We start from the raw sequence: 23,014 nt of genomic DNA, 5'->3' as shown, positions 1-23,014 counted from the left end.
GCAGACGGCGTGACGGGGGCGACTGGACCAACGGGTGCGGACGGCGTGACGGGCGCAACTGGACCAACGGGCGCGGACGGCGTGACAGGCGCAACTGGACCAACGGGACCAACGGGCGCAGACGGCGTGACGGGGGCGACTGGACCAACGGGCGCAGACGGCGTGACGGGGGCGACTGGACCAACGGGTGCGGACGGCGTGACGGGCGCAACTGGACCAACGGGCGCGGACGGCGTGACAGGCGCAACGGGACCAACGGGACCAACGGGCGCAGACGGCGTGACGGGGGCGACTGGACCAACGGGAGCTGTTAACACCAGTAATATGCTGATTGCACGCAGTACTGGAATAACAGGTGTAACGGGTACGTCAGCTTCCCCGGTAGCTATTCCTTTAACTACTGTACTAGTTAATAATGGAGGAGCAGATATTACGTTTACGCCTACAAGTACCGATATTACGTTAACGAATGGTCACGTCTATTTAGTCTCTTATTCTGTCTTTGTTAGACCGACAACCACTCCAGGAGCGATATCCGTTGCATTACGTTTAAATAACATTGTTCAGAGTGGCTCTATGATGACTTTTGAAAATGTCTCTGACTTCCTAACAGGATCTCAAACGTATATTGTTGATTTATCAACAGACATCAATCCTGGAACCTTACAAGTTGTTAACACGCAAGGTACAAATGATTACGCAGTATTTGAAGAATCACTTGCTGTAACAGTAAACATTGTCAAAATATCTTAAATAAAAATACCAGACATTCGTTAATCTCACTATAAATAATCCCCTTGTACGGCACCTCGCCATATAAGGGGATTATCTTTTTACACAATCCTTTCACTACGATACCACTGAAAAATCTTCTTTCAACAACGAATACATATACATATCATCAAATTTCCCAACTGTATATTCATATTTCCGTAATAATCCTTCTCTGATAAAGCCGCTTTTTTCGCATAGCTTCTGGGAAGCGATATTTTCTAGTTCCATTAATCCTTGGATTCGGACAAGTGCCATGTGGTCAAATCCGTACTGGAGAATGGCTTGAAATGCCTCGGTCATGATGCCTTTATTCCAATGTTCTTTCGATAACTCAGCGCCAACTTCTGAGCGATAATGTTGGGTAGACCAGTTAAGATAGCCACAGCTACCAATAACTTGATCCGTTCCTTTTAGGGTAATGCCCCAACGAATCCCTGTTTTCTTTTGGAAAATGCTTGTATACCAATCGATTTCATCCAGAGCGTCTTGCTCTGACTCAAAAGGAGCAAGTCCGTAGTATTTCATCACGACTGGATCTGATAAGTAAGCAAGCATATCTCTCGCATCAGCAGGGGTAAACTGTCTTAACACGAGACGCTCTGTTTCTAGAATAGGAAACGTTTTGTTTGGTTCCAAATGAGTTGTCATATGTATATCCCCTTAATTTTTTATTTAGCATAAATGTTTGTACATTATACCATTGTTTAGATAAAGCAAGTCCTCTCCTCCACCTTACCCAAGTCCAAAATCCGACCATATTCCATCTTAATTACCCGATCCGCCAAATGAAAATACCCATCATCATGCGTAACCGCAATCACACATTTACCTCGATCTTTCAAATCAGGCAACAAAGTCTCGTAGAAGAATCGTCTAAACTCTGGATCTTGATCCGCTGCCCATTCATCAAACAAGTAGAAAGGCTTGTCTTCCAGATAGCTAATCATGAGAGCTACCCGTTTTCGTTGTCCCGTTGAGAGGTTTACAGTACTAAGCATCCCGTTTGCATCGACTGATATCTTATCTTCTATTTCTAGCAACTTGAGATATCGCTTTATATCAGCTTGTTTGCGATCTGCATGGATCCCGTATAAACGATCAAATAGATAGACATCGCTAAAAATAGTAGAGAAATGAGAGCCAATTTCAGCCGAATGAATCCGTTCATGATCCATCATAACTTGTCCGGAATCAGGGGAGTAAAGCCCTGTGATCAGCTTGGCCAACGTAGACTTCCCACTACCATTGCCCCCGGTGATAAAAACAATTTCGCCCGACTGAAACTCGTACTGGAGTGGCCCCACGGAAAACGTTTCCCCTGATTTGCTTTTATATCGATAAACCACATCTTCAATCTGTAGAGAGTGAACAGCCTTGCACTCCTGCTCCACACTTGGCGAAACTTCTTCCACCTGTGAGGTTGAAGCGAGGTCCAACGTTAATTCGTTCATTCGCTTCCAACTAATCCGGATCCGAAACAACTCTGGAAATGAGTTTAAGATTCCATGGACAGGTCCCGTCATATACAAGAAGACAAATACATAGCTAATCAATGATTCTTTTTGAATCTCCGGAAACAAGATCGGAAAGAAAAAGGCAACAGCCCCGATGACAAAGACAAACAACAACTCCCCAATCACAAAGACATTGACAAACTTCTTCTCTCCTAGAGCTCTTTTTGTTCGATAGGCATCACAGCTCTCTTCTATCGCTTGATGAAAGTCTGCTCGTTTTCCTTTTTGTAGGTACAGCTCCTTAAAGCCCCCCACAATATCATTGATAAATTTAAAAAACACATTTTGGATATCGCGTGTCTGCTCCCACATGAGGTTGGCAGAACGACCGATGATGAAATACAGCCCTACAGATAAAAGAATGACCCCGAGCGAAACGAGTAATCCGTAAAAATTGATAAACCCTAGATAAACAAAGCAAAACAGCAAGGTCACAGAGCTAGTAATCCCGGTAATCACAATCGTAGAAAAACGGCTTATGGTTTCGGTATCGTTGTTCAACGTGGCATAGATTTTCCCATCTGGAATTAACTCGAAATTTTGATAAGAGGTTCCGAGTATCTTCCCAATCAGGTCCATGCGCTTTTCGTAGACAATGTTATTGGTAATATCAATTAATTTGGTTCGCACCATTTTCTCGCCGATCACATAAATGGCAATTCCCATGATAAAGTAGCCAAATAAAGCCGGATTAAACCCTTTATCCGTAGCGAGAGTCGAATTAATCATAAAAATAATAAGCCCATTCCCCAAACCGCCAATTAAGCTAAGAACACCTAAATAAAAGATGGGTTTATCGTTTTTTTTTGGGAAAAGCTTTGCTAGCAAGGCGTACAGGCAAAACAAGATGCCCACGACTCCAAGTGAAAGAACGGCTGTCAGGATCGTCATCGGGCCCCATACAGTGACGAAGCTCCACGGAAGCCCTTGAAAGAAGACTTCAGGTAGATAGTACAGTGCTCCCAGAAACGCTCCGCCCATGATAGTGAGAAACACCATTGTAAGTAAGGCTGTACGCAATCGCACTCCTACAAAGGTACGTTTCCCCTTGAAGATTTGAATCGCGATACGAGATAAAAAGAAGAGTGTAATCAGTGCCATGGTCCCAAGAATAAACGTAACAGCTGTTGCAACTTGGTCCACTTTCACATACATATCAGAAGTGAGCTTGGTCACTTTTTTCGCATTCATCATGTCCATGATTCCTTGACCCATCGCAGCCGTATAGTCTGAATTCATGTTGGCTAAAACAGCTACTCCAAGTTGATCTTTTGGACGAAAGGCAAAGAAAGATGAGAAGTTAGGATTATTTCCACTATGAGCGATTTGTCCGCCCTCTCCATTTTGATAGACGGACCATCCTGCCGCATAAGAAGAACCATCTAGATCCGGTGCCACTTTTCGGTCTGGTTCATGTGACCTTGTGATTCGTTTGCTAACGGCTTCATTCACCTTCACACTCCCCATTTGAACCTTTAACCACTGCTCTATGTCATCGATGCTTGAAACAACATAGCCTGCTGGATGATTCCCTCGATAGAGTGGCGCTTTATATTCGAGTGCTCTCGTAAAGCCTGCCTTATATCCTGTCGCCATCCGATCCATCGGCACATTCCCTTGAATATATGTATCTTTTAGTCCTAACTCTGGAAAGAGATTCTTTTTCATATATTCTTCAAACGAAAGTCCTGAAACGCGCTGAATCACATATCCCAACACATCATAGTTGATAGTGGCGTACTCAAATTTCTCACCGGGACGATGTGATAATTCGACACCTACTAGTTTTCGGACCGTCTGTTCCAGCGCATCGTCTGCTGTAGAACTAGGGATTTGGCCAATGGTTTTAAACGGAACCCCGCTCGTATGGTGGAGGAACTGTTCTACAGTGATTTGAGAGGGCTTCCCTTGATACGTCATCGTAAGCCATGGGATATACTTCGTAATTAGATCATCTAAGCGAATGAGACCCTTTTCTTCTAACTGAAATAAAGCCTGAGCCGTAAATGCCTTACTGGTTGAGCCGATCTCAAATAGTGTATTTCGTTCGATCTTTTTTTGTTGATCGACATTGGCATATCCAAACCCTTTTTGATACAAGGTTTTATCACCTTGCGTTATGACAATAGCCAATCCAGGGATTTTCCCAGCCTCTTTTTGAGCGTTTATAAATTGCTCTACTTCGTCTACTGTCGTATGGTGTAGATCTTGTTGTGCACTTGCTAGTAGTGGGGTAAAGCTACCTAAGCATATAATCATACTTAGGAGTATCAGCCTAAAAGCTTTCATAACATCACTCCTTTTCTATGAATTTACGCTTCACATACGTAGACTGGCTCTGTATAGAAACGCAGACTATTCATCCACTTGTTCCGTAGCGTCTGCCATTGTTCCACTGGAAGTTGATTGGATTGAAGGATTTCCAATGGAATTCGTAAATTAAGTAAGCGACCTTCTACAATACAGCGGGTGATTCCAGCCGGCATCAGTCGATTGAATTCAACGACTCTCTTTAATCCTGCTAAGGTGTATTGTGGATAGCAGATAAAGATTTCTCCATGCTTTGGTTCAATGTGAGATCCATTTGGAATTCTACGAACATGACACCTATGTTGATAGAGTCCCACAATATGGTGCCAAGCTGTTAATTGATCCAACATATCTTCGCTATGATTCGTAGAATATAAATAGTATGTTTCTCCGCCCGGTAACACGACATGAGCAAGCCATTTGTGATCTAGCGGTTCTGTAGCCCACTGAATATAAGGACACTGTTGTAATTCCTCCCACCAAGAGTCCTGTGGGAGGAGATGATTCCAAGCACTTAAAAAGACATCCTTTTCTTCTACTAACTGGACCACGATCCGCTTACAATCGAGTGCCTTTAAGGCCATTAATCGATGAGCTCCGTCTAATAGAAGATACTTATCATCTGATAACTTCATCGCAATCGGCGGATTACTCAAATAGCCTTCTTCGGTGATCGATTTGCATATTTTTTCTAACCGTTCATTCTCATGTGATTCGTGGAAGTAAATTTGCTCCGCCGGTACTAACGCTAGCGAAGAAATCACACTATTCATGGTAGGACCCCCTCTTTACCCCAAAATCCAATCTATTTTCTGTGCCTAATCTTCCAATTGGACTCCAGACCCTGTTTCTACAGCTAATTTGTAATAGTAGCTAGCAATCGCTACATCAAAAATCGCCATTCCCATTGGGTTAAACATAACGGCTTGCTCTGTTGGGAGGCTGTTCATCGCATCGTGACAAACCACATCTACAATGGAGTATGTATCCTCTTTTTGTAGATTCCGTTCATGATGCATCACTTCGATATCCGTATTTTCACGACAAACCTCTTCCCAGTCATCCACAAGGATCGATTTCGTATAATCCAGAATCTGCGGCTTAAAGTCACGAAGCGATACATTTAGTAAGAGCGCGCCATCTTTCGGCTTCAGGTCAATATATCCTTCTGCAGCAACAGTGCATGTAATGAAAATGTCCGCATCCTGATACGCTTCTTCATACGAATCTACGATGTTGGTTTTAGCTAGAATCTCTGCCGGAATATGCTCTTGATTAACCCCTTTTTTATCGTATAAAGAGACGGATGCGATTTTGTCTCCTAGTAGACTCGTAACCATGCTAAGATGTAACTGGCCAATGGGGCCGAAGCCGATAATACCCACTTTTACATCGGCTAGTTCGCGTACTTTTGCAAACTCTTGAATGATAAGTCCTGATACCGAAGCGGTACGTATTCCACTCACGATCGCTGTATTAAAGGTAGCAAAAGGCTTTCCGGTATCGGAATCATTTAGAATCGTAACCGAATGGGCACGTTGTATGCCTTGATCAATATTTTTCGGAAAACTAGCAATCCACTTAATCCCTGCTGCTTCAAAATCGCCCCCAATGTAGGCAGGCATCGCGATGATTCGATTGGTTTTATCTTTAAATCGCAAGTAAGGCTTAATCGGCTGCGCGAAATGTTTTTCTTTCAAATTTTGGACAGCATTATGAATCACTCGCACTGTTCCATGCCAATCTACACCCATTTGTTTGATGTGTTTCGTATTTAAATAAAGCATGATGTAAACCCTCCATGTATGTTTGATTACGATATGAAAGCTGCTTGATTTGATAGCCACTTGATCCACTCGGTGTTATAAACCGTCTGCACATAAGGAACTCCGTTATCGGGGCATAGGAAGACGACATTTGGCTTTCGGTCGAATGTCTTACCTTGGAAATATTGATTGATCGCATAATACGATGTTCCAGACGATCCTCCCGCAAAGATCCCATGATTTTCAAATAGTTGATGGCATCCATCTACCGTATCCTGTTCCGAAACATGAACCACTTCATCGATCACCGCACGCTTCACTAGCTCAGGAACGGTACTTGCTCCGATACCAGGAATATACCGCTTTTTAGGCTTAGCATTGAAAATGACAGATCCTTCACTATCCACAGCGATCACTTTCACATTGGGAAACGCCTCTTTTAAGCGATTCGAAATCCCTGAAATCGTCCCACCCGTCCCCACTCCAATAAATGCATAGTCTAACGTTTCGAAATGTTGGACTAATTCGGTTCCGATTCCGTGATAGTGGGCATGAAAATTATCCGGATTTTGATATTGATTCGTCCAATAGGCATTCGGAATCGAGTGAAGGAGTTCTTGTATTTTATTTAGGCGAGTAAGTAAGAATCCACCTGTCTCATCCCGTTCCGTCACCTTCACCACTTTATAGGAGATGGAGTGTAATAAATCCTCATACACTCCGTTAATATTGGGGTCAATGACCGGGATAAACTTGATTTTCAGATACTGGCAAAACGTTGCTAGTGCAATCGCAAGATTGCCTGACGAAGATTCGATCAACGTCGTATCTTGGTGAATCTCCCCCCGTTTGATCGCGGATGATAACATATAATAGGCTGTTCGAGCCTTAACACTATTCATTAGGTTATGATATTCCAGTTTTGTATATAGATGGATCGATGGATGTTCTAATGGAACAAGTGGCGTATTCCCCACTAAATGACCCAGCTTTTGTAATTTCTCTAACATATGTTAGACGATCCTCCCCGTTCCCAACCCTTAAAAGGCGAATTCTTCATCAAGCGCACTTAAAGCGTCCGATGCATCTGTTTCTTGTTTCTCACGAATGGACAATTCCATAATGGTTTCATCCAGGTTCTCCATCATTTTTTGTAGCACCGTAAGGAAGTCTTGCCCCATCGTTTCGATCGTTTCCTGTTTAAACAGACTTACTTGATACTCCGCCACTAGAGATAGTCCCTCATCGCCTTCAATCGCCGCCCAAGTTAAGGCTCCTTGCGAAGTTTGTGACTCTTCTTCATACGGCTGGAACTGGAGTTGATCCACCTTAATCTCTGGAAGCTCCATGTTTTGCAACACAAGCATGGTATCAAACAATGGATTACGATTCGCCTCTCGGTCGATTCCTAATTTGAACACGAGTTCTTCTAGCGGGTACCCCTGATTCTCGTAAGCAGCGAATACTTGATTCTTTACATCTGTTATGAACTCTCGAACCGTCTTATACCCAGCTGGTTGGTTACGAATCGGGAGCGTGTTCACAAACATCCCCACCACGTTTTCTAAATCAATATGTTGTCTACCCGCGATGGGTGTACCCACGATGATGTCTTCCTGCGCTGTATATTTGTAAAGTAAGATATTGTATGCGGCGAGTAAGAGAATATAGAGAGTGGTCTCGTTTTCATGTGAGAATTGATGCAACAGATCGGCTTGTTCCTTGCTTACCTGAAACTCGATCGAATTTCCTGTGTGGTCAACAGATTCTAAACGTGGATAATCTGTTGGCAACTGTAGGGTTGGAATATCGCCTTGAAATTGCTCCAGCCAGTACGTTTCCTGTTTCTTCGTTATCTCAGACTGTAAGGCATCGTTTTGCCATGCAGAGAAATCTTTATATTGAATGCGTAATGGTGAGAGAGCTTCCCCGCGGCATAAGCGAATAAATTCCTTGATCATGATGCCGATTGAGGTTCCATCCGAAATAATATGATGCATATCGATGATGAATAGATGCACAGTAGGCTCTACTTGAATCAATCCAACACGGATAAGCGGCTCTTTCTTCAAGTCAAATGGGCGGATGAAGCGTTTCATCCATTGATCTACGTTCTCCCACTTCGCTTCCATCACTTCAATCCCAAAAGCAACTTCATCATGTACAATCTGAACCGGTTCTCCAGCCACGAGTTCAAACGAAGTACGTAGGGATTCGTGGCGCTGCACGAGTTGATTAAATATGTTTTCGAACCAACCGTAGTCAAGCTTTCCTTGGGTCACCATCGTACTGGTTATATTAAAAGCCGTACTATCAGGAGCCATTTCGTTCATGATAAACATCCTTTTTTGAGCTGAACTCACCGGATAATTGGCTTGTTTCTCAGTCGGTTGAATGGAAGAATAATCATGCGCTTCTGCGCCTCGGATATACTCTGCTATTTCTTTCACTGTAGGTCGGTTGAAGACCACATGCATCGGTAGCTCTACTTCTAGCTTTTTATGAACATGTAAAATGAGCATGGTCGCTTTGAGAGAATGTCCACCTAATTCGAAGAAATGGTCATCGATTCCAACCCGTTCTACGCCCAGTATCTCTTGAAAGATCTCGGCTACGACGATTTCTTCCTGATTGGTTGGAGCAATATATCTTTTATGAATTTGATCTTCAATATTTGGGTACGGTAAAGCTCGCTTATCTACTTTTCCGTTCGGCGTGAGTGGCAACGCTTCTAATTCCACAAAGTAGGAAGGAATCATATAATCAGGCAGAGACCTGGCTAGATGCTTACGCAATTCTGATAGAGTCCATTTACTATCTGAAACGAGGTAGCTACATAGAGAGTCAGCTCTTTCATTCTTATGAGCCACTACTACCGCTTTTTGAATAGCTGGGTGCTCTAATAGTTTCGTTTCGATCTCTCCAAGCTCAATCCGGTAGCCCCTAATCTTCACTTGATGATCGATCCGCCCGAAAAATTGGATGTTTCCACAAGGAAGCCATTTCGCGATATCACCTGTCCGGTACATCTTGGTACCAGGACGATGTGGATTATCAATGAAGGCTTTTTCGGTCAGATCTGGCTTATTTAAATAACCCCTTGCCATCCCTCTACCCGCTAAACACAACTCGCCCATGACTCCGGTTGGCTGTAACTGTGAGTGACTATTTACAATATATGCCTCCATGTTCGCAAGTGGTTTTCCGATCGGAACATAGATATGATCCTCTTCTTTGCTTAAAGGGTATCCGGAAGCATAAACCGTCATTTCAGTAGGTCCATATAGATTTATAAGCTGAACCGTGTTAGTAAGCTGATAAAACTTATGAATAACAGGCTGCGTAATCGCTTCTCCAGCAACAAATAAGTATTTTAGTTTATTTAACATTGCTAGCTTGTCCTCAGTGATCGTATCTAGAAGGATCGAAAGCATCGATGGGACAAGGTTCAGATAGGTTACCTGATATTGATCAATCGCCCGTAACATGCTAAATGGGTCTTTTTCCAGCCCTTGATCCAAGATGACAAGTCGTCCTCCGAAAAACCAGCCGAACAGCTCCGCCACAGACACATCAAAGGCAAAAGTGGTTTTTAGTAAATAGGCATCTGTTTCACCAAATGGGTATTGATCTTGCAACGCACATAATAGATTCACGATGCTATGATGCTCAATCATCACACCTTTGGGATTGCCTGTTGAACCCGATGTATAGATGACATTGGCGATACTTTGTGGAGTGTTAATGGATTCTAGGTTGCTACCATCGCCCTGATAAAGGGATTCATCTTCTAGATAGAGGGTCTCACCCGTAAAGTCTAATTTTCCTCGATATTTTTCCTGAGTTAACAGCACTTGCGTCTTGCTATCATCTAAAATGTAAGCAATTCGTTCGACCGGTAGGTCTGGATCTAGAGGCACATACGCTGCACCTGCTTTTAACACCGCATAGATAGCAACGAGCATCTCAATCGATCGATCCGACATTACCCCAATAAATTGATCCGACACGATTCCTTTATCCCTTATAGTTCGTGCAAGACGATTCGCCCGTTCATTCAATTCACGATAAGTAAGTTGCGTCTGACCATACACAAGAGCTACATGATCCGGCGTTTTATCTACATGCTCCTCAAACCATTGCATCATCGTTTTATGGGTTGGAGAATCCAACTTGCACCCTGATCCCAACGTAAGAAGCTGTTGTTTCTCTTCTTCTGTCACTAATTCGAATTCCAATAACTTCTTCTCTGGCTGAGATAACACATTTCGAATGAGGTTTTCCAAATAAATGGCAAGCTGTTTCACCGTTTCTTCACGGAATAGTCCAGTATTGTATTGAAGATGGAACTCTAATTCCTGCTCATGATCCAATACCTCAACAAACAAATCAAACTTAGCGGTTTTATTTTCTAATTCATAAGGGGTAAAGCTGAGACCGGCAAACTCAATCGCGGTTTTATCCGTATTTTGTACGGCTAACATCGTATCAAATAATGGATGTCGGCTTCGATCACGTGTAATCCCTAGGCGTTCAATCAACTCTTCAAATTGGAAGTCTTGATTGTCATATGCTTTTAGCGCATTTGTCTTCACTTCTTGTAAGAAAGCACGGAATGTTTTATCGCTTTTCGGCTCATTGCGCATCGCGAGTGTATTGACAAACATGCCTACGATTCGCTCAAACTCTACATGTTTCCGCCCTGCGATCGGTGAACCCACTACGATTGATTCTTGACCACTGTATTTTGCTAGTAGCAAGTTGTACGTTGCTAGCAAAAACATATAAAGTGTCACACCCTCTTGTCGTGCAAATGCTTGAATCTGTGCGGTCAATGCCGCATCAAGGGTAAACGAATGCCGATCACCGGTAAATGTTTGCACAGGGGGGCGCGGGTAATCGAGTGGTAGCTGAAGCACAGGAACTTCTTCTTGAAAGGTAGACATCCAGTACTCTTCTTGGGCTTTGATCTCTTCAGATTGGAAGAAATCATTCTGCCAAATCGCAAAATCCACATACTGTACATCTAGTTCTGGCAGATCCATTCCGTTGTAGAAAGCGAGAATTTCCTCCAGCATCGTTCGGATGGAAGTACCGTCGGCAATGATATGATGAATATCCATCATCAAAAGATGCTTCTTTGTTGAAAGATCAGCCAGTTCTACACGGAGCAACGGAGCTTTTTGTAGATCAAAAGGCTGAACAAACGACTGCACAAGCTTTTCGATATCCTTCTCTTCTACCATTCCCCGATCCATCACCGTCGTATCAATCGACTCGTATACCTGCTGTAACACTTCACCTTTTTCTTCTACAAAGCTCGTTCGGAGAGCCTCATGCCTTTGAATCAGCTTGTTTACTGCTTCGTTAAAGCGGTCTTTATCAAATGTCCCCTCTACCATCATCACGAGAGGGAGATTATAGGCAGTACTCATTGCTTGCAATTGATGAATCAAATAGAGTCGCTTCTGTGCAGAAGAAGACTCATATAGTTCTACGTTCGCCATACCTCTACTCCTTTTGCTATTTAAAGATGCTGGATGAGTAGAACCATCTATCCAGTAGGGACTACCCCACCCAACATCACTTCATAGGAAACTATTTTCTACTTCTGGTGCGTCGTTCTACTTTTTTGAAGGAAATTTCGCTAGCCGGTTGCGATTCTCGTTTTGACTCTACTAACTGAGCCAAACTACGAACGGTAACCGCTTGGAACAATTCTCGAAGATTAAATTGGATGCCAAATGCTTTCGTCAATCTCGTAACCGTTTGCGTTGCTTTCAGCGAATGACCGCCTAGATCAAAGAAGTTATCCGTTACACTAATTTCATCTAGCTGTAAAATCTCTTTCCATATCGCTAGAATCTCTTCTTCGGTTTTACTTTGTGGTAGGACGAACTCTCTTTGGCTATGAAGATGAAGAGTCGGCTCTGGTAACGCTAGCTTATCGATTTTCCCACTATTCATAAGCGGCATATGGCTGATAAACATGTATTGTTGCGGCACCATATACTCCGGCATGAACTGTTTTAGGAAGCTTTGGATCTTCTCGGGATTCATATATTCCCATGCATACGGTGTATCCGATGATACCGGATGCTCCATCCATACACTTGGATCCCAGTATTCTCCGACATCCTGCTCTAAATTGACCTCTACCTTTTGCAACGCATCAGGCACAGAGTAAGCGCCACTTTGGGTAAAGTGAGTCCCTGTCCATTGTTGCCAATCCGCGACGCTCGCTTTTACATATTGAGAGTGAGTTGCTACTTGGAGGATTTTTCCGCCCATACGTTCATGTGTACGTAGCCAGTTATCAATCGGCAGTCCATCTTCTCGGCGCAGTTCACTGTACTCCGTAAAGCTGAGGTCTGGGTAGGCGTGTTTACCCGTTGGACGTACAGGGACGATCAAACGCTCTAGTCCGTGTCCAAGTGCCAATTGTTTAAACGCTTTTACCAACATCGCAGCAAGCCCTTTACCTTGATACACCTCATCGACTACTCCAGCTAGGACGAGTAATGTATTCGGCTCCACATCCGCCTCTGCATCCGTAAAGCCTTTCACTAAGCCAGCATCCCAACCTTGTGGCAAGTCATCGTTCGTCCCGTTCCAGAAAATAGGAACCGTATTTCCTGCCGCTACCACATGTCCTGCTTGATCGATCAACGTAAATTGATACTCGGAGAATTGATGGAACAGCTTCGGCCAATATTCACGTTGCACTTCTTCCCCTGCGAAATAGGCAGGCCACGCTGATAGATGAAGCTCGTCCATGCGACTCTTTACGCTTGGAATCTGGGAAAGAGTGTATAGCTTCAACTTCTCTTCTCCCATTTGAAGCGGAATGCCCTCTTGGTCTAGCTCCACATAAGCCACCAATCCGTCCATTCGCTCATCTTTCATATGAATGACCGCACAGTTGGCGATGGAATCATGCGAAGATAACCAATTTTCTACTTCTTCCAGCTCTACTCGATTCCCACGCACTTTCACTTGGTTGTCGATCCGCCCCATATAAACGATGTTTCCATCCTCGAGATATTTGGCAACGTCCCCTGTTTTATACAAGCGTGACTGAGGATCGGTAGAAAACGGATTCGGCACAAAGCTTCGATTCGTCGCATCCACATCAAGCAAATACCCACGAGCCAAACCAGCGGAAGCAACATAGATTTCGCCTGGTACCCCTACCGGTACAAGATTCATCTGTTCATCCAACAAGTACACTTTGGCATTGCCAATTGGCTTCCCGATTGGCACCACGTTGCCTTCAAATGGCTCACTGCAATCAAACGTAATCGCGTCAACCGTTACCTCTGTTGGACCATAATGATTGCTTAGCTGACAGGTAAATTGGCTGCTAAACTTATCGCGTAACTCACGTGTGAGTAAGGCTCCACCACAGATGACATAACGTAGTGATGGGCTTTGTGGAAACTCGCCATTCTTCCTCGCATTGACAAACGCTTCTAACAATACCGGTACAAATTGGAGAATCGTGATCTCATGCTCTGCCACCAACTTACCTATGGCGATCGGATTCTTCAGCTCGTCCTTATTCGGGATAACTACTTTCGCTCCAAACATCAACGGCCAGAACGTTTCAAGTAAGGATGCATCAAAGGTGTACGGAGTCATAAACAGCGTTGCATCTTCACTAGTGAGTGAATATTTCCGTCCACTCCACTCAAATAAGTTGATCACACCACGATGCTCGACTTCGATCCCCTTCGGCATACCCGTTGTCCCTGAGGTGAATAACACGTAAGCCAACTGATTCGAAGCGACTGGTAAATCTAGGTTTTTCTTCAGTTGAATGTCGATTCGAGAGCGATCCGCATCCATTAGCACCAACTGTCCACTAAACCCTACATCACCGTTATCGAATTCACTCCTCGTAATCAGCACTTCAATGCCTGCCCGTTCGATAATCGTCTTTTGACGGTTCGTGGGAAGTTCTGGACTTACGGGTACGAAGGCAGCCCCTGCTTTTAATACGGCTACGAGTGCTACTAACATATCCGCGGATGATTCTAAGGTAATGCCTACCTTATGTTCTGATTTCACACCAAGTTCATGTAGCAAATGTGCTAATTGGTTGGCTTGCTCATTTAACTCGCGGTAGCTGAGGGTTTGATGGTTATACTGAACCGCTATATGGTCTGGTGTTTTCTCTGCCTGTTGCTCGATTTTCTCGTGGATACAGATATGCTCATGAAACTCGCTATCCGTTTGATTCCACTCATCCACGATCATGTGCTTCTCTTCGTCTGTTACTAACGAATAAGCATGGAGAGCTTTTTCCGGAGCCATCACAACTTGTTCCGTCAACAAGATAAATTGCTGTGCAATCCGCTCTGCGGTTGATTTCTTAAACAGATCAGAGTTGTAGTTCAGATTGATTTCAATACCACTTTCCAATTCGTCAAAAGCAAAGGTCAAATCAAAACGAGAACTACTTTCGATAAAGTCATAGATTTTAAAGTTGCAAGTAAGCCCTTCAAACTGAAGACTCTTCACGAGATTTTGCTTGTTATTTTGTAGTCCATACATGATCGAGAACAGCTTCGAACGCGATAGATCTACTTCTGCTTCGATCTGCTCTACCACGAAATTACTTGGATACACGTGGTTATCGTATGCTTCGATCGCCGTTTGTCTGCTTTGGGCAACGAGCTGTTCAAACGTCATCTCTTTTTCAATAAGGCAACGTAACGGTATCGCGGTCGCAAACAAGCCCAACATATTCTCAAGCTTCACATCGTCACGATTTTGAATCGGAGAGCCAAGGACAAAGTCCTGTTGCCCGCTCAAACGATGCATGTATAGGTTTAGAACGGCTAGCAAGAACATATACAAAGTGATATTGTTTTGCTGGCAAAAATCAGTAACCTGCTTTTGCAACTCTGGATGGAATCTTCCTAGAATCGTTCCGCCATTAAACGTAACCATTGGTGGTCTCGGATAATCAGTCGGGAGATCAAGACCTCGCGGAGCATCAGCAAATTTCTTCAACCAATATTGACGTTGCTCTTCTAGGTATCCTTCTTCTATCGAACGATTCATCCACTGGGCATAATCGACATAGTCAATCGAAAGCGTTGGTAATTGTGGCTCACGCTGGGTCACAAATGCGTTGTACAACTCATTAAACTCTCTCATCAAGTTCATCGAGGACGTTTCATCCCAAATGATATGATGACTTACAAACATAAAGAGAAACTGCTTACCTGGGAACTCTACTAATTTGGTATAAAACAATGGTCCAGTCTCGAAGTTAAACAATTGGTTCGCATGTGCATAGGCGCGTTCCTTCGTCACCTCGTGGATCTTCTCTTCTGCTACATGTGTATAATCTTCGTACAGATTCGCAAGTTTCATTTCCATACTCGGAGCCACGATTTGGAGCGGGGTTCCATTATCGTTGCGGAAAGAAGTTCGTAGCACCGCGTGACGATCCACAATCGTCTGCCATGCACGCTCAAATGCCTCTAGATTCATATCACCGTGGAACATCACATCAAAGCTGACGTTGTAAAATGGATTGTCTGGTTCAAGATGATGCAAGTACCACTCTGGCAACTGGACAGGGGCTAGGTGATACGCCTCTTGTTTCGGCATCGGCTGTAACAGGTTATTGCTCATCTTTTTGGCATCGTCCATGTCAGAGCTATTTAGATTCACAACCTCTGTATCAATGACCGCTGATAGCTCACTAAGCACTGGCGTGATAAACACTTGTTGCAACGCCATCTTGATTTGAAAACGATCCCGGATTCGGTTGATCACTTTAACGGCACTAATCGAGTGACCTCCGATATGGAAGAAGTTATCGTCAGCATGAATCTGCTCCAGCCCGAGAATTTCTTGCCAAATCGAAGCGATTTCTACTTCCGTTTGAGTCGTCGGCAGTGCTACACCTCGCCTTGTACCTTCTTCAATCTCCCACTTCTTTAATGCATTGCGATCTATTTTTTCACTTGTGAGAAGAGGCATTCGTTCGATGCGGATGATATGCGTCGGAACCGTATAGTATGGCAAAATGTCGCGTAGATAGCTTTGTAGCGTATTCGATTCTAGTAACTGTTTACTTGTGTAGAATGCAACTAACGTATTATCACCATCAGCCGCTTTCTTCACGATCACTGCTACTTCGTCTACTTGCGGGTGGTTGCCAATCGCGCTTTCAATCTCACCTAGTTCGATTCGGAAACCGCGAACCTTAACTTGGAAGTCGATACGGCTAAAGAATTCCACTGATCCATCTGGCATCCAACGACCCAAATCGCCTGTACGATATACGCGAGAATGGGACGGATCGACTAAAAATGGATTGGAAATAAATTTCTCTTTCGTGAGTTCTTCATTTTTCCAGTAACCATCACCCACACCGATTCCGCTAACCCAAATCTCCCCTTTTACCCCTACAGGAGCTAGGTGGTTATATTGATCCACAACATATAAGTTCAAATTAGAAAGTGGCTGCCCAACCGGAACGCGTTGCTCCGATTCAATTCGCCCAGACATCACATGCTGGGTTACATCGTCCGAGCACTCTGTAGGACCGTAGGCGTTCATCAACTTGATATGCGGATATAGTTCAAACCAACTGTTTACTAGCTTCACAGGAAGCTCTTCCCCCGTGGCGATCATCCAGCGTAACTGTGGCAACTCCCGATCTGATTCGCCTAGTCCTTTCACCGTATCAAGGAAGGCAAATAGGAGAGTCGGAACCGTTTCCAGTACCGTTACTTGCTCTTTGTGCAAGTGCTCTAGTAGTAAGGATTGATCCCTCGCCACTTCAAAGGAAACGATGGAAGTCTTCGCTCCGACTAAGAGCGCAACAAGTGCTTGCCACACGGAAATGTCAAAACTGACCGATGCATTTTGCACCACCACATCTTCTGCTCCGATGCCGAGACTTTCGAGTTTCGCGTACAGATGATTTATCATGCCGTCATGACGTACCAAAGCTCCTTTCGGATTTCCTGTAGAGCCTGATGTATAGATCATGTAAGCAAGATCTGTCGATGTATTTGCTATCTTCAGATTCTCAGGGCTATAGCCACTCAGATCTTGCTCGCCCAAGGAGATCATCGTTTCGATTATCTCACCGGTATAAGGTGCTAAACGCTCCACAAATGCGGATTGTGTAATCACTACCTTTGATTCACTATTTTGGACAATATAGGAAATTCGCTCGTCCGGAAGATTCGGATCGACAGGCACATACGCAGCACCACTTTTGAATATCGCGAGGATCGTCGTCAACCAATCTAGATTTCGCTCGCTTACGACGGCGACGAATTGATTCACGCCTACTCCTTGTGAACGCAGGTGATGTGCTAAGCGGTTAGCCCGTTCATTTAGCTCGTTGTATGAAAGTTCTTCCCCTTCAAAGCTAACAGCGATCGCTTCAGGTGTGCGAACTACTTGTTCCTCAAATAGTTGTTGTATCGGAACATGAACAGGATATGGGCTCTTCAAGTAGTTAAATTGTTCTAGAACTTCTCTTTTTTCCTCGTCACATAACATGTCAATTTCACATACATTTTGCTCGGGTTTCTCTATCACATGGCTGATTAACTGAACAAAATGACGGCTTAAGCGCTCGATCGTTTCTCGCCTAAACAAAGCCGTGCAGTATTGGATATAACCATCTATCTTTCCTTCTGACTGGAATAGCTCAAAAGCAAAGTCGAATCCAGAGTAACGGATATGGTCTAATGATTTTTCAAATGACAGCGTAAGATCCGAACTCACTGCTACTTCTGCATGTTTATCTGTTCGCAATGTATGTACTTCAAACATGACATCGAAAATCGGATTACGACTCAGATTCCGCTCGACCCCTAATTCTTCTACAATCCGATCAAATGGATATTCTTGATTTGCATAGATCTCTAGCACCGATTGTTTGATCCGTTTTACAAAGTCTTGGAACGATTCTTCTCCCTTCACCTCATTCCGCACGGGCAGGGCGTTAATAAAGCAACCGATAAGATTCGATACTTCAGGATGAACACGCCCCGAAAGCGAGGTTCCCACGATTATATCTGTATTCCGCGTGTACTTACTGAGAAGCACATTAAACGAAGCGAGTAGAAACATATAGAGACTAACGTCTAGCTTCTCGCAAGTTTCCTTTAGTTTCTGCATCAGCTCTCCCTCAATCTTGAGTGGAACCGTGTCTCCTTCAAACTTTTGCATCGACGGTCTCGAATAATCGAGCGGGAAGTTGAGATCAGGTAGCTCACCCGCTAGGCGATTAAGCCAGAATTGACGTTGGTCGTCCAGCTCTCCTCCGTCTAGCATCTCGTTGTGCCAGTGTGCAAAGTCGCTATATTGAATCGCTAGTGGTTCAAGTGGATTGGGTAATTGATTTGCATTCGCATGATAGAGCGATGCTAGCTCCGTCATCAGGATATCAATCGCCCAGCCATCCGCGATAATGTGATGTGCAACGATGAGACACATATGCTCTGACTCGGATAATTTATATAAAGTAGCGCGTAGTAACGGTGCCTCATTTAAATCGAATGGTTTGTTTAATTCAGCGATGACTAAGCGTTGTAGGAATTCTGATTGCGCGCTTCCCGTCTCTGTTGTGAGATCGATCATGAGTACGTTGAAGTCGATATGGGAGTAAATCACTTGTAATGGCTTGCCGTCTTCTTCGCGGAAGCAGGTACGTAAGGTATCATGACGGTTGACTAGCTCGTTTAGTACTTGTTGGAAGTGGGCGGTATTTAGATTTCCTTTTAAGGTAAATGCAGTGGATACGTGGGCCATTGCGTTTACTTTGGCTTCTTGTACAAATTCAAGTTGTTCGGTGAACCAAAAGCGTTTTTGGGTATGTGACAATTCATATTTACTGACTTCTTGATTGGTGCTGGTTAGCATGGTTTTCTTCCCTTCTGTTGTATTCTCTTACTAATAGAGTGCAATTGATTAGCTGTTTCGTTGAAGCAATCTCGGAGCATGTATCTGTCCACAGCTCAAATAGTGAGCCCACGAGGATGTGGAAAAGCAAGTCCGCTCCGTCCTTCTTCGCTCGGACAAGTGGCAAAAACTCGCAAAAACCGCTCAAACATTTGCCACAAAACTCCCTTTCTTCGAAGAACTGCGCTAGGTAGGCTCACTAACATCGCAGTGACCAGATACATTGCCCCTAGTTTGTTAATCATTTTCTCGCTCATCCAATAAATCGTTAACCAACAAACTTCCATCCAATACACAACCGACTAATACATAATCCCTAATCCGTCCCTATTTCCTGATTCATCAACAAGATTTTCATCTCTTCAGCATGCAACTCCAACTGCCCACAAATCATATCTACCAACGGCTTAATATGTGGTGGCTCAAGCATAGAGTAGTGATCACCGCCGGTTAATGAATATTTCACCTGACCCTCAGTTAACCCTGACCAAAGCGCCACAATCTCTTCTGCCCGCGCATCTTGAAGCAAGCTATCCTCTAGAGCTAAGAACAAGTGAATATCAGCGCGAATAGAACCTACAAGTTGGTACTTTCTAAGCGCAAGACCGTTAATCGCGTTGATACGTAGCTTCGAGAGGGACGTTTCTTCCTCTAGTACACCATCCGACACTTCTTCACTGATCAATTGTTGGCAGACTCGAAGCTGCTGCTCTTCACTCAGTTCCGCTAAACGGCTTTCGTCTAGTCCTTGAAGTAATGCGTACCGAATGAGCGGATCACGTTCTTCATCCCATGTTGACAACGCTTCGTGAGAGCGTGGTCTAACATCACACACAGCTAGATAAGCTACGGTTTCGCCTTGTTCCTCTAGTTGCTTCGTAATCTCATATACGAGGATCCCGCCAAAGGACCAGCCCATCAAGTGATACGGACCGGTTGGGGCAATTTGACGCATTTCCGCAATGTACCTCTCCGCCATCTGCTCTACATGTAACTCAATCGGTTCTTCGTCATCGTAACCAAGTGCTTGGAAAGCATAGACAGTCCGTTTCGATTCAAGCTCCTGAGCTAGATGGACGAAGTTGATGATTCCACCGCCTTGTCCATGAACCACAAACAACGGAGGAACAGACTCGTCACCTTCATTCAGCAAGATTAAGTTCCCTGAAGCATCGTCGGAATGAGATTGAAGTACCTCACATAACGAAGCCACGGTTGGATTCTTAAACAGTACGGATAACGGCAAGCTTCTATCGAACATCTTGGTCACTTTATTCACTAGATTGAGTGCTTTCAGTGAATGCCCGCCCATCGCAAAAAAGTTATCAAACACACCAATCGGCTCTACTTGTAGCACTTCTTCCCATAACTTCACCATGGTCTGCTCTAACTCGTTACGTGGTTCTAGGAAGTCTTGTTTATCGTACATCGTGGCAGAAGACTGATTTGGCTCTGGAAGAGAACGACGATCTATTTTTCCATTTGGTGTGAGTGGGAACGTATCCACTCTCACCAAAGCACTTGGAACCATATAAATGGGCAATCGTTTCGCAATCCACTCAACCAAAACCTCATTTGTCGCCTCACTACTCATCTCTACATAAGCACACAGATATTTCTCACCCTGCGTATCTTCTTTTATCAAGACAAGCGCATTTTTAACCGCCTCATGCTGTACAAGACGATTTTCAACTTCACCTAGCTCAATCCGATAGCCACGGATTTTCACTTGATGATCAGCTCGTCCATTAAATTGCAGGTTGCCATCCGGAAGCCATCTCACGATATCTCCCGTACGATACATCTTCGTCCCTGGATGAAACGGATTATCCACAAAGCGTTCTGCGGTAAGCTCTGGTTGATTCCAGTAACCTCTCGCTATCCCGTCTCCTCCTACCCATAGCTCACCCAAAATCCCTCTCGGAACAGGTTGCATATCTGCATTCAAGACATACATTTGTGTGTTCGCCATGGGCTTCCCAATCGGCACACTTGGATCCACAGAATCCTTCGATTGATAAAAATAACCTGTACAGATAACAGTCGTTTCTGTGGGACCATAGCCGTTCAACAGCATTAATTCTGGATTAAGCGCTACATATTTCTCCAGATGCTCTCCTTTGGGCGCTTCCCCACCTACGAACATCTTCGTAAGCGGAAATTTCCTACCAGATTCGATAAATTCATCGTAAAGTGGATTCAGCAATGCAGGAGGCATAAAGGCAACCGTTGTCTCCTTCTGTTCCATCGATGCCGCTAGACGCATCACATCAAACTTTTCACCTGCATACATCACAAGCCTAGCTCCTACTAGGAGTGGTAACCACGTTTCAAATATGCTTGCATCAAATGAAATATTGGTACAGACAAGAAAGCGATCGTGAGAATCGATTTGACCGTTATACAACTTTTCGTGCCCTACCACCAGATTATGTACAGAGCGATGTTCAATCATGACACCCTTTGGCGCCCCGGTGGAACCAGATGTATAAATCATGTAGGCTAGATCAGTCGCCTTATTTTGAAGCGATAGATTCTCTTTGCTTTCTTGGCTCGCTCCTTCATCATCTAAGCAGATCCATTCACCTGCAAAGTCGATCCCGGATAACAAACTCCTTTTCGTTAGTGCAATTAGGCAGCCGCTATCCTCCAACATATAGTGGATTCGCTCAGCCGGATAATCTGTCGATAATGGAACATACATCCCTCCCGCTTTGGTCACCGCTAAGATAGCGATAATGAGTTCAGCCGTCCGCTCCAACATAATCCCAACGGGCTGATTCACACGTACTCCTTTATCTCGTAACACTATCGCCCATTGATTAGCCGCTTCGTTTAACTCACGGTACGTCATTTGACGATCTTCATCATCAACCGCAATCGCTTCTGGATGTAGTGCCACTCGTCGCTCAAACAACTCCGCTAACGTTGCATTTCGCTCGTAATCCACACTCGTATCATTGCAATCCACAACCCATTGCCTCTTCTCCATCCCTGTTAAGAGATCAATTTGATGAACGGGAATCGAGGAATCGACCAAGACCGAACGAAGAACTTGCATATAATGCTCGAAGTACTGCTCAAGTGAAGATTCCCTATACAGTGCTGGATTGTACAGCCAGCGTGCAGATAACACGCCATCTTCTTTGCTAAACATCAGTGCTAAATCAGGAGCCTCTGCTTCGACGAAATCTGGATCATGAATTTGATCAAGTGAAACAACCAATTTCATCCACGGCAGGCGCTCATTCGTATTACTAACCCCTAGCTCATCCAATAGTTGGACAATCGGGAACTCTTGATTCTGATAAGCTTCTGTCAAACTTCGTTTCGTCTCTAGAATCACTTGCTTGGCTGATTGGGCTGGCTCCAGTCTAGAAACAACTGGAACCAACTTCAGAGTAGGACGGTGTGACGGTACACCCACCCCTATTTCGTACCGACCGCTATATTTATACAGCCAGATTTTTGCAACAGCCAATAAAAACGTATACATCAGCATATCCGAATCCTTACAAATGCGGAGTAACGAAGCCGTCACAGCTGGATCCACCGATACGGACAAACTTGCTCTCTCAGGCATTGGATCCGTTGACTGAAAATCAGATGGCACATCCGGAAAAGCAGGTTCACCGCTAAATGTATCCAACCAATACTGCTTTCGCTCCAACATCTCTTTGTCATAAACGATCATTTTGCCATCAC

Annotated in this window: 9 protein-coding genes and 1 pseudogene; 1 reads left to right on the top strand and 9 read right to left on the bottom strand. The window is 44.2% G+C overall.

Annotated elements, in window-relative coordinates; all coding sequences use genetic code 11:
* Window positions 1–753: pseudogene (locus J2Z48_RS01750) on the top strand (hypothetical protein); the annotation flags it as partial.
* Window positions 754–849: 96 nt separating this feature from the next.
* Here J2Z48_RS01750 and J2Z48_RS01745 read toward each other — a convergent pair.
* The 9 genes from J2Z48_RS01745 to J2Z48_RS01705 form a co-directional block, all read right to left on the bottom strand.
* Window positions 850–1,422: a GNAT family N-acetyltransferase gene (locus J2Z48_RS01745; protein WP_307250389.1), complete on the bottom strand. Its 573-nt coding sequence runs from the start codon at window positions 1,420–1,422 to the stop codon at window positions 850–852.
* Between the two features lie 56 nt (window positions 1,423–1,478).
* Complete coding sequence (locus tag J2Z48_RS01740) at window positions 1,479–4,577, bottom strand: cyclic peptide export ABC transporter (RefSeq protein ID WP_307250386.1); 3,099 nt, start codon at window positions 4,575–4,577, stop codon at window positions 1,479–1,481.
* Window positions 4,578–4,600: 23 nt separating this feature from the next.
* Window positions 4,601–5,371 (bottom strand): ParB N-terminal domain-containing protein, encoded by a 771-nt coding sequence (locus tag J2Z48_RS01735; protein WP_307250384.1) that lies wholly within the window; start codon window positions 5,369–5,371, stop codon window positions 4,601–4,603.
* Window positions 5,372–5,416: 45 nt separating this feature from the next.
* Window positions 5,417–6,385, bottom strand: a complete 969-nt coding sequence (gene sbnB / locus J2Z48_RS01730) for a 2,3-diaminopropionate biosynthesis protein SbnB (RefSeq protein WP_307250381.1) — start codon at window positions 6,383–6,385, stop codon at window positions 5,417–5,419.
* Between the two features lie 26 nt (window positions 6,386–6,411).
* Complete coding sequence (sbnA, locus tag J2Z48_RS01725) at window positions 6,412–7,374, bottom strand: 2,3-diaminopropionate biosynthesis protein SbnA (RefSeq protein WP_307250379.1); 963 nt, start codon at window positions 7,372–7,374, stop codon at window positions 6,412–6,414.
* A 30-nt stretch (window positions 7,375–7,404) separates the two neighbouring features.
* Window positions 7,405–11,871, bottom strand: a complete 4,467-nt coding sequence (locus tag J2Z48_RS01720; protein ID WP_307250377.1) for a non-ribosomal peptide synthetase — start codon at window positions 11,869–11,871, stop codon at window positions 7,405–7,407.
* Between the two features lie 91 nt (window positions 11,872–11,962).
* Window positions 11,963–19,270: a non-ribosomal peptide synthetase gene (locus tag J2Z48_RS01715; protein WP_307250375.1), complete on the bottom strand. Its 7,308-nt coding sequence runs from the start codon at window positions 19,268–19,270 to the stop codon at window positions 11,963–11,965.
* 95 nt (window positions 19,271–19,365) lie between these two features.
* On the bottom strand, window positions 19,366–19,554 hold the full coding sequence (locus J2Z48_RS01710; RefSeq protein ID WP_307250373.1) for a hypothetical protein: 189 nt from the start codon (window positions 19,552–19,554) through the stop codon (window positions 19,366–19,368).
* Window positions 19,555–19,625: 71 nt separating this feature from the next.
* Window positions 19,626–23,003 (bottom strand): non-ribosomal peptide synthetase, encoded by a 3,378-nt coding sequence (locus J2Z48_RS01705; RefSeq protein WP_307250371.1) that lies wholly within the window; start codon window positions 23,001–23,003, stop codon window positions 19,626–19,628.
* Window positions 23,004–23,014: the final 11 nt, after the last annotated feature.

Source organism: Croceifilum oryzae (genome assembly GCF_030814315.1).
Classification (GTDB): Bacteria; Bacillota; Bacilli; order Thermoactinomycetales; family Thermoactinomycetaceae; genus Baia; species Baia oryzae.
The sequence above is the reverse complement of the archived record's forward strand: the minus strand, read 5'-3'. Positions and strand labels throughout refer to the sequence as shown.

Bases quoted from the DNA above. Each gene is read 5' to 3' on its own strand.
- J2Z48_RS01745 (WP_307250389.1), bottom strand. From the start codon at position 1,422: ATGACAACTCATTTGGAACCAAACAAAACGTTTCCTATTCTAGAAACA.
- J2Z48_RS01740 (WP_307250386.1), bottom strand. From the start codon at position 4,577: ATGAAAGCTTTTAGGCTGATACTCCTAAGTATGATTATATGCTTAGGT.
- J2Z48_RS01735 (WP_307250384.1), bottom strand. From the start codon at position 5,371: ATGAATAGTGTGATTTCTTCGCTAGCGTTAGTACCGGCGGAGCAAATT.
- sbnB (WP_307250381.1), bottom strand. From the start codon at position 6,385: ATGCTTTATTTAAATACGAAACACATCAAACAAATGGGTGTAGATTGG.
- sbnA (WP_307250379.1), bottom strand. From the start codon at position 7,374: ATGTTAGAGAAATTACAAAAGCTGGGTCATTTAGTGGGGAATACGCCA.
- J2Z48_RS01720 (WP_307250377.1), bottom strand. From the start codon at position 11,871: ATGGCGAACGTAGAACTATATGAGTCTTCTTCTGCACAGAAGCGACTC.
- J2Z48_RS01715 (WP_307250375.1), bottom strand. From the start codon at position 19,270: ATGCTAACCAGCACCAATCAAGAAGTCAGTAAATATGAATTGTCACAT.
- J2Z48_RS01710 (WP_307250373.1), bottom strand. From the start codon at position 19,554: ATGATTAACAAACTAGGGGCAATGTATCTGGTCACTGCGATGTTAGTG.
- J2Z48_RS01705 (WP_307250371.1), bottom strand. From the start codon at position 23,003: ATGATCGTTTATGACAAAGAGATGTTGGAGCGAAAGCAGTATTGGTTG.